The 7,347-nt window shown below is 74.4% G+C and carries 8 protein-coding genes; 6 read left to right on the top strand and 2 right to left on the bottom strand.

Features of this window, described 5'->3' with window-relative positions:
- Window positions 1–376: 376 nt before the first annotated feature.
- The 3 genes from ACFV0G_RS31140 to ACFV0G_RS31130 are packed head-to-tail and all read left to right on the top strand — an operon-like array spanning window position 377 to window position 3,371.
- Window positions 377–1,192, top strand: coding sequence for a lysophospholipid acyltransferase family protein (locus ACFV0G_RS31140; protein ID WP_380555257.1), 816 nt, complete (start codon window positions 377–379; stop codon window positions 1,190–1,192).
- Window positions 1,189–2,190 (top strand): NAD(P)H-dependent glycerol-3-phosphate dehydrogenase, encoded by a 1,002-nt coding sequence (locus ACFV0G_RS31135; RefSeq protein WP_380555255.1) that lies wholly within the window; start codon window positions 1,189–1,191, stop codon window positions 2,188–2,190. The genes ACFV0G_RS31140 and ACFV0G_RS31135 overlap by 4 nt, the downstream gene beginning before the upstream one ends.
- 38 nt (window positions 2,191–2,228) lie before the next feature.
- Complete coding sequence (locus ACFV0G_RS31130) at window positions 2,229–3,371, top strand: D-alanine--D-alanine ligase family protein (protein ID WP_380555253.1); 1,143 nt, start codon at window positions 2,229–2,231, stop codon at window positions 3,369–3,371.
- A gap of 27 nt (window positions 3,372–3,398) precedes the next feature.
- On the opposite strand, the gene ACFV0G_RS31125 is transcribed toward ACFV0G_RS31130, so the two are convergent.
- Together ACFV0G_RS31125 and ACFV0G_RS31120 are read right to left on the bottom strand one after the other, a co-directional pair.
- Window positions 3,399–3,902: a DUF3515 domain-containing protein gene (locus ACFV0G_RS31125; RefSeq protein ID WP_380555251.1), complete on the bottom strand. Its 504-nt coding sequence runs from the start codon at window positions 3,900–3,902 to the stop codon at window positions 3,399–3,401.
- A gap of 20 nt (window positions 3,903–3,922) precedes the next feature.
- On the bottom strand, window positions 3,923–4,156 hold the full coding sequence (locus ACFV0G_RS31120) for an Lrp/AsnC family transcriptional regulator (RefSeq protein WP_380555249.1): 234 nt from the start codon (window positions 4,154–4,156) through the stop codon (window positions 3,923–3,925).
- A gap of 168 nt (window positions 4,157–4,324) precedes the next feature.
- On the opposite strand from ACFV0G_RS31120, the gene ACFV0G_RS31115 reads away from it, so the two are divergent.
- From ACFV0G_RS31115 to thiD, 3 genes are all read left to right on the top strand, one after another.
- Complete coding sequence (locus ACFV0G_RS31115; RefSeq protein WP_380555247.1) at window positions 4,325–5,293, top strand: thiamine-phosphate kinase; 969 nt, start codon at window positions 4,325–4,327, stop codon at window positions 5,291–5,293.
- Between the two features lie 161 nt (window positions 5,294–5,454).
- Window positions 5,455–6,480 carry a 6-phosphofructokinase gene (locus ACFV0G_RS31110; RefSeq protein WP_380555245.1) on the top strand — a complete coding sequence of 342 codons (1,026 nt, stop codon included), beginning with the start codon at window positions 5,455–5,457 and terminating at the stop codon, window positions 6,478–6,480.
- 23 nt (window positions 6,481–6,503) lie between these two features.
- On the top strand, window positions 6,504–7,301 hold the full coding sequence (gene thiD / locus ACFV0G_RS31105; protein ID WP_380555243.1) for a bifunctional hydroxymethylpyrimidine kinase/phosphomethylpyrimidine kinase: 798 nt from the start codon (window positions 6,504–6,506) through the stop codon (window positions 7,299–7,301).
- Window positions 7,302–7,347: the final 46 nt, after the last annotated feature.

Here is a 7,347-nt window from a genome sequence, read left to right as displayed (position 1 = left end):
CCCCGGCGCGGCCCGGCCGCGGGGAGCTGCCGCGGCACGGCGGCCGCGGGCCGCGCCCGAACCGCGCCGGGGCGTACGGTGTCCTCGGTCATCGGCGCCTCCCGGCGCCGGCCGACCGGCCCTGACCAGGCGGCCCGCGCGCCGGCGTGCGATTGGTCACTCGCCGGGGACCTCCGGGCAGGGCTGCTCGACAGCCGGTCCGCCCGCGGGTGAGACTGGTCCGCGCCCCTCGCAACCCCCGCCGTCCGGCCGGGGAGCGCCGCGGGGCGGACCCCTCCCGCCCGAGCCGGCCGGGGGTCAGCCGCGGCCCGGCCGGGGCCGGGGGCGACGGAGGACCGCGGCACCCCACGTGCCGCACGGATGAACAGGAGCTGGGGTGGCCCGCCGCTCGTACGCCAAGTTCGGCAACGCCGACTACGGGATCTGGTACCGCTTCGCGGCTGTCCTGGTGAAGCCGGTGACCAACGCGCTGGCGAGGACGGACTGGCGCGGCTGGGAGCACCTGCCCGAGAAGGGCGGGTTCCTCGCGGTGGTGAACCACAACTCGGTCATCGACCCGGTGTTCTACGCGCACTGGCAGTACAACAGCGGCCGCCCGCCGCGGATACTCGGCAAGTCCCAGCTGTTCTCGGTGCCGTTCATCGGCTTCATGCTCCGCAAGACCGGCCAGATCCCGGTGTTCCGCGAGTCCACCGACGCCGCCGAGGCGTTCCGCGCCGCCATCGACGCCGTCAACGGCGGCCAGTGCGTGCAGTTCTACCCGGAGGGCACGCTCACCCGGGACCCGGAGCTGTGGCCGATGACCGGCAAGAGCGGCGCCGCCCGCGTCGCCCTGATGACCGGCGCCCCGGTCATCCCGGTCGCCCACTGGGGCGCCCACGAGATCATCCCGCCGTACGGCAAGGGCAAGAACAAGTACAACCTCTTCCCGCGGCACAAGGTGACCGTCGCCGCCGGCCCGCCGGTCGACCTGAGCAAGTACCAGGGGCAGGAGCTCACCGCCCAGGTGCTCAGGGACGCCACCGAGGACATCATGGCGGCCATCACCGCCGTCCTGGAGGGCATCCGGGGCGAGCAGGCCCCGGCCGAGCGCTACGACATGCGCAGGGCCGCCCGCGAGCGGGCCGCCGCCGCGGCCGCCAAGGGCGAGCGCGCCAAGTCCAACGGCACCGCCGAGGAGATCTCCGAGTGACCCGCTGCGCCGTCTTCGGAACGGGTTCCTGGGGAACCGCCTTCGCGATGATCCTGGCCGACGCCGGCTGCGAGGTGGTCCTCTGGGGCCGCCGCGCCGAGCTCGTCGAGGCGATCGACCGGACCAAGACCAACCCCGACTACCTGCCGGACCTCGTCCTGCCCGACTCCATCCGGGCCACCACCGACGCCGCCACGGCGCTGGCCGGCGCCGACTTCGCGGTGCTCGCGGTGCCCTCGCAGACGCTGCGCGCCAACCTGGCCGAGTGGGCGCCGCTGATCGAGCCGCAGACCGTGCTGGTCAGCCTGATGAAGGGCATCGAACTCGGCACGGTCAAGCGGATGAGCGAGGTGATCCAGGAGGTCGCCGGGGTCGGCCCGGAGCGGGTCGCGGTGGTCAGCGGGCCCAACCTCGCCCCCGAGATCGCCAACCGGCAGCCCGCCGCCAGCGTGGTCGCCTGCACCGACGAGTCGGTCGCCCAGCGCTTCCAGAAGGCCTGCCACACGCCGTACTTCCGCCCCTACACCAACACCGACGTGGTCGGCTGCGAGCTCGGCGGCGCGGTCAAGAACGTCATCGGCCTCGCGGTCGGCATGGCGGACGGCATGGGGCTCGGCGACAACACCAAGGCGACCCTGATGACCCGCGGGCTGGCCGAGACCACCCGGCTCGGGCTCGCCCTCGGCGCCGACCCGTACACCTTCGCCGGCCTCGCCGGGATGGGCGACCTGGTCGCCACCTGCTCCTCGCCGCTGTCGCGCAACCACACCTTCGGCACCAACCTCGGCCGCGGCATGACCCTGGCCGAGACCATCGCCGCCACCAAGCAGACCGCGGAGGGCGTCAAGTCCTGCGAGTCGGTGCTGGACCTCGCCCGGCGCACCGGTGTCGAGATGCCGATCGTCCAGGCGGTCGTCGACGTGGTGCACGGCGGACGGCCCACCCAGGAGGTGCTGGCGGGGCTGATGGCGCGCTCGGCGAAGCCGGAGCGACGGTGAGCGGAACCGGCCGGGACGCAAGGTAGTCTTCGGCCGATATGAGCATCGAACAGACCTCCCAGAACCAGCCCGGGAAGCCCCGGGTCGCGATCGTCTTCGGCGGCCGCAGCTCCGAGCACGGTGTCTCGGTCGTCACCGCTGCCAGCGTGCTGCGCGCCATCGACCGGAGCAAGTACGAGGTGCTGCCGATCGGCATCACCCACGAGGGCCGCTGGGCGCTGGTCGCCGACGAGCCCGCCCGGATGGCCATCACCGACGGGCGGATGCCCGACGTGGCCCAGGTCGCCGAGTCCGTGGAGGGGCAGGTCGCCCTGCCGCTCGCGCCGGGCAGCCGGGACGTGGTCTGGAGCGAGCCCGGCGAGGCCCCCAAGGTGCTCGGCGAGGTCGACGTGGTGCTCCCGCTGCTGCACGGCCCGTGGGGCGAGGACGGCACCCTGCAGGGCCTGCTGGAGCTCTCCGGCGTGCCCTACGTGGGCTCCGGCGTGCTGGCCAGCGCGACCGGCATGGACAAGGAGTTCACCAAGCGGATCCTGGCCTCGCACGGGATCGGCGTCGGCGACTGGACGGTCGTGCGCCCCCGCGAGTGGGAGACCGCGGAGGGTCGGGCCGCCGCCCGCGAGCGGATCGCCGCCCTCGGTCTGCCGCTGTTCGTGAAGCCCTGCCGGGCCGGTTCGTCCATGGGCATCACCAAGGTCAAGGACCTCGCCGACCTCGACGCCGCGATCGAGGAGGCCCGCCGCCACGACCCCAAGATCATCGTCGAGCGGGGGGTCGAGGGCCGCGAGATCGAGTGCGCCGTGCTGGAGTTCGAGGACGGGCCGCGTGCCAGCGTCCCGGCCGAGGTGCTGGTCGGCGGCGACTTCGAGTTCTACGACTTCGAGGCCAAGTACATCGACTCCTCCGAGGTCGAGATCCCGGCCAGGCTCACCGCCGAGGAGACCGCTGAGATCCGGCGCCAGGCGGTCGCCGCGTTCGAGGCGATCGGCTGCGAGGGCCTGGCCCGGGTCGACTTCTTCCTGCTGAACGACGGCAGCTGGATGGTCAACGAGATCAACACCATGCCCGGCTTCACCCCCATCTCGGCCTACCCGAAGATGTGGGAGGCCACCGGCGTGCCGTACCCGGAGCTGCTCGACCGCCTGCTGGGCGCCGCGCTCAGCCGCCCGACCGGCCTGCGCTGACCCGCCGACCCACTGCCCCGGCGGCCCTCACAGGCCGTCGGGGACGGTCCTGCGCACCACGTCGGAGACGGTCGGCAGCGGGTCCGCGTAGTTGGGGTACGCGCCCCTGGGCACCGACACCTCCACGTACGCCTTGCGCAGCGTGGTGACGAACCGGTAGCCGCCGTGGCCGTCCGGGCCCATGCCCCACTGCACCCCGTTCACCTCGGGGGCGCTGGCCAGCGGGTCGGTGTCCAGGTAGTCGGGGCGCTCGATGCCGCAGCGCAGCACCGTCCGCGGCGAGGAGTCCCAGGCCGCGGTGTACGGCGACGCGGGGGAGGGGTCGCGCCGGGCGTGGCCGAGCAGGGTGGCCGGCAGGGCGCGGTCCAGTGCCGCGCAGTACCGGGCGGCGTCGCCGCTCGGCACCGGCGGTGCGACCTCGCCCGGCCCGAGGTTCCCGGCCAGCAGCAGGACACCGCCCAGCAGCGCGGCCGGCGGCGCGAGCCAGCGGACCGGGGCGGGCAGTGCGCGCAGACGGGAGGAGAGGGCCACCCGCCGATGGTAACCGCCGCCTACAGGCGGACCACCGGACAGGTGAGGGTGCGCGTGATGCCCTCGATCTGCTGGACCTGGGCGACCACGAGCCGGCCCAGGTCGTCGATGGACTCGGCCTGGGCGCGCACGATCACGTCGTACGGCCCGGTCACGTCCTCGGCCTGGACGACGCCGTCGATCTTCGCGATGGACTCGGCGACCGCGGTGGCCTTGCCCACTTCGGTCTGGATCAGGATGTACGCCTGTACCACGGTGGACCTCCGGGGCGGCTGGGTGGGTGGGCCGGCAGTCTGATCACCACGCTACCGCGCCCCGCACCGGGGAGGGGAGACCTCCGACGGGGTGAAGGGCGTACGCTGCGCGCGGGGGCGCCGCACGCGCCCCGGGCGGACCGCGCCAGTGAGTCGAGAGGACGGCAGATGCAGGGGACCGTGGGCGAGCTCGGCGAGTTCGGACTCATCAGGGAGCTCACCGCCCGGCTGTCGCCGACCCCGGCCGTGGACCTCGGGCCCGGCGACGACGCCGCGGTGGTCAAGGCCGCCGACGGCCGGGTGGTCGCCACCACCGACGTGCTCATCGAGGGCCGCCACTTCCGCCGCGACTGGTCCACCGCCTACGACGTGGGCCGCAAGTCCGCCGCGCAGAACCTCGCCGACGTCGCCGCGATGGGCGCCGTGCCCACCGCGATCCTGCTCGGCTTCGTCGCCCCGGCCGACCTGCCCGCCACCTGGGCCACCGAGCTGATGGACGGGCTGCGCGACGAGTGCCAGGTGGCCGGCGCCGCCGTGGTCGGCGGGGACGTGGTCCGCGGCGACGCGGTCACCCTCGCCATCACCGCACTCGGCGACCTCCAGGGCCGGCGGCCGGTGCTGCGCTCCGGCGCCCAGGTCGGCGACGTCGTCGCGGTCACCGGCTGGCTCGGCTGGTCGGCGGCCGGCCTGACCGTGCTGCAGCGCGGCTTCCGCTCGCCACGCGCCTTCGTCGAGGCGCACCGCCGGCCCGAGCCGCCGTACCACGCGGGCCCGGCCGCCGCCGACCTCGGCGCCACCGCGATGGTCGACGTCAGCGACGGCATGGTCGCCGACCTCGGGCACGTCGCCGCCGCCAGCGGGGTCGACATCGACCTGCACGCCGCCGACTTCGACGTCCCCGCGCAGATGGCCGACATCGGCCAGGCGGTCGGCGTCGACCCGCTGGTCTGGGTGCTCTCCGGCGGCGAGGACCACGCGATCGTGGCGACCTTCCCGAAGTCCGTCCAGCTGCCCGCCCGCTGGCGCGTGGTCGGCGAGGTGGTGCGCCACGCGCTGCCCGGCCGCGGCGGGCGGGTCACCGTGGACGGCGCCCCCTGGGAGCGGTCCGGCGGCTGGGACCACTTCGCGGGGGAGTGAGGGCGCCGCCCGGCGGCCTGCGGCGTACCCCCGTCCAGGCGGTTGCAGCGCGTAGTCTTGCGCTGGTGCCGGGTCCGGAACCTCCGGCGTGCCCGGCCGCCCGGAGCCGTCCGGCCCGGACCGAACCACGCGGGGCCCCGCCCCCAGGGAGACGATCCACCATGCGAATCGGCGTCCTCACCAGCGGCGGCGACTGCCCCGGCCTCAACGCGGTGATCCGGTCGGTGGTGCACCGCGGCACCGATGTGCACGGCGACGAGATCGTCGGCATCGAGGACGGCTTCCTCGGCCTGATCGAGGGCCGTACCCGCCCGGTCTCGCACGACGACGTCACCGGTCTGCTGACCCTCGGCGGCACCATCCTCGGCTCCGCCCGCGTCCAGCGCGACCGGATCCGCTGGGCCGTCGACAACTGCCGGGAGCTGGCCCGGGAGATCGGCATCGACGCGCTGATCGCGATCGGCGGCGAGGGCACGCTGACCGCGGCCCGGCTGTTCAGCGACGCCGGGCTGCCGGTCGTCGGCGTCCCGAAGACCATCGACAACGACATCGACGCCACCGACGTCACCTTCGGCTTCGACACCGCGGTGCACGTGGCCACCGAGGCCATCGACCGGCTGAAGACCACCGCCGAGTCGCACCAACGGGTGATGGTGGTGGAGCTGATGGGACGCCACACCGGGTGGATCACCCTGACCGCCGGGGTGGCCGCCGGCGCCCACGGCATCCTCATCCCGGAGAAGCCGTTCGACATCGAGGCGGTCGCCCGGATGGTCGAGGAGCGGTTCCGGCGCGGCAAGACCTTCGCGATCATCGCCGTCGCCGAGGGCGCCCGGCCGCAGCCCGGCACGCTCCGCTTCGACCACGGCGAGGTCGACCAGTACGGCCACCAGACCTTCGGCGGGATCGGCAACCGGCTCGCCCACGAGCTGGAGGACCTGCTCGGCAAGGAGGCCCGGCCGGTCATCCTCGGGCACACCCAGCGCGGCGGCTGCCCGACCGCCCGCGACCGGGTGCTCGCCACGCGGTTCGGCTGGCACGCCGTGGAGGCCGTCCACAAGGGGGCGTTCGGGCACTTCACCGCGCTGCGCGGCACCGACGTCGAGCTGGTGCCGATCGCGGACGCGGTCGCCGAGCTGAAGACCGTGCCCGAGGAGCGCTGGCTGGAGTCGGAGGCGGTGCTCTGAACCGCCTTGGATAGGTTGGGGCCATGGACTCCACAGCCCCACCCCGTGTGCTCACCGTCGCCGGCTCGGACAGCGGCGGCGGCGCCGGCATCCAGGCCGACCTGAAGGCGATGCTCGCCCTCGGCGTCCACGGCATGAGCGTGATCACTGCGGTCACCGCGCAGAACTCGCTCGGCGTCCAGGGGTACTGGGAGCTGCCCGCGGAGGCCGTCCGGGCGCAGTTCCGCAGCGTGGTGGACGACATCGGGGTGCAGGCCGTGAAGACCGGCATGCTCGCCTCGACCGAACTGGTCGAGACCGTCTCCGAGCTGCTCGCCGGGGTCGACGCCCCGGTGGTGGTGGACCCGGTCGGCGTCTCCAAGCACGGCGATGCGCTGCTCGCCGCCGAGGCCGTCGCCACCGTCCGCGAGCGGCTGCTGCCGGTCGCCACGCTGGCCACGCCCAACCTGCACGAGGTGGCGCAGCTCACCGGGATCACCGTCGAGGACGAGTCCGGGATGCGGGCGGCCGCCGAGGCGGTGCTCGCGCTCGGGCCGCGCTGGGCGCTGATCAAGGGCGGCCACCTGGCCGGCGACGCCGCCGACCTGCTGCTGGGCGCCGACGGCACCGAGCACTGGTACCGCGCGCCGCGGCACGACAACCGGCACACCCACGGCACCGGCTGCACGCTGGCCAGCGCGATCGCCGCCGAGCTCGCCAAGGGCAGCACCGTCCCGGAGGCGGTCGCCGCCGCCAAGGACTACATCACCGGCGCGATCGCGGCCGGCTTCGCACTGGGCGCCGGGATCGGCCCGGTCGACCACGCCTGGCGCTGGCGGTAGCCGCACCGGCCGCGGGCGGGGTTCCCCGGAGTGGTCCGGGGAACCC

The sequence above is a fragment of the Kitasatospora sp. NPDC059571 genome (assembly GCF_042735675.1).
GTDB lineage: Bacteria > Actinomycetota > Actinomycetes > Streptomycetales > Streptomycetaceae > Kitasatospora.
The sequence above is the reverse complement of the archived record's forward strand: the minus strand, read 5'-3'. Positions and strand labels throughout refer to the sequence as shown.

Excerpts from the sequence above, each read along its gene's own strand:
- ACFV0G_RS31130 (WP_380555253.1), top strand. The coding sequence starts at position 2,229 with ATGAGCATCGAACAGACCTCCCAGAACCAGCCCGGGAAGCCCCGGGTC.
- ACFV0G_RS31115 (WP_380555247.1), top strand. The coding sequence starts at position 4,325 with ATGCAGGGGACCGTGGGCGAGCTCGGCGAGTTCGGACTCATCAGGGAG.
- ACFV0G_RS31110 (WP_380555245.1), top strand. The coding sequence starts at position 5,455 with ATGCGAATCGGCGTCCTCACCAGCGGCGGCGACTGCCCCGGCCTCAAC.
- thiD (WP_380555243.1), top strand. The coding sequence starts at position 6,504 with ATGGACTCCACAGCCCCACCCCGTGTGCTCACCGTCGCCGGCTCGGAC.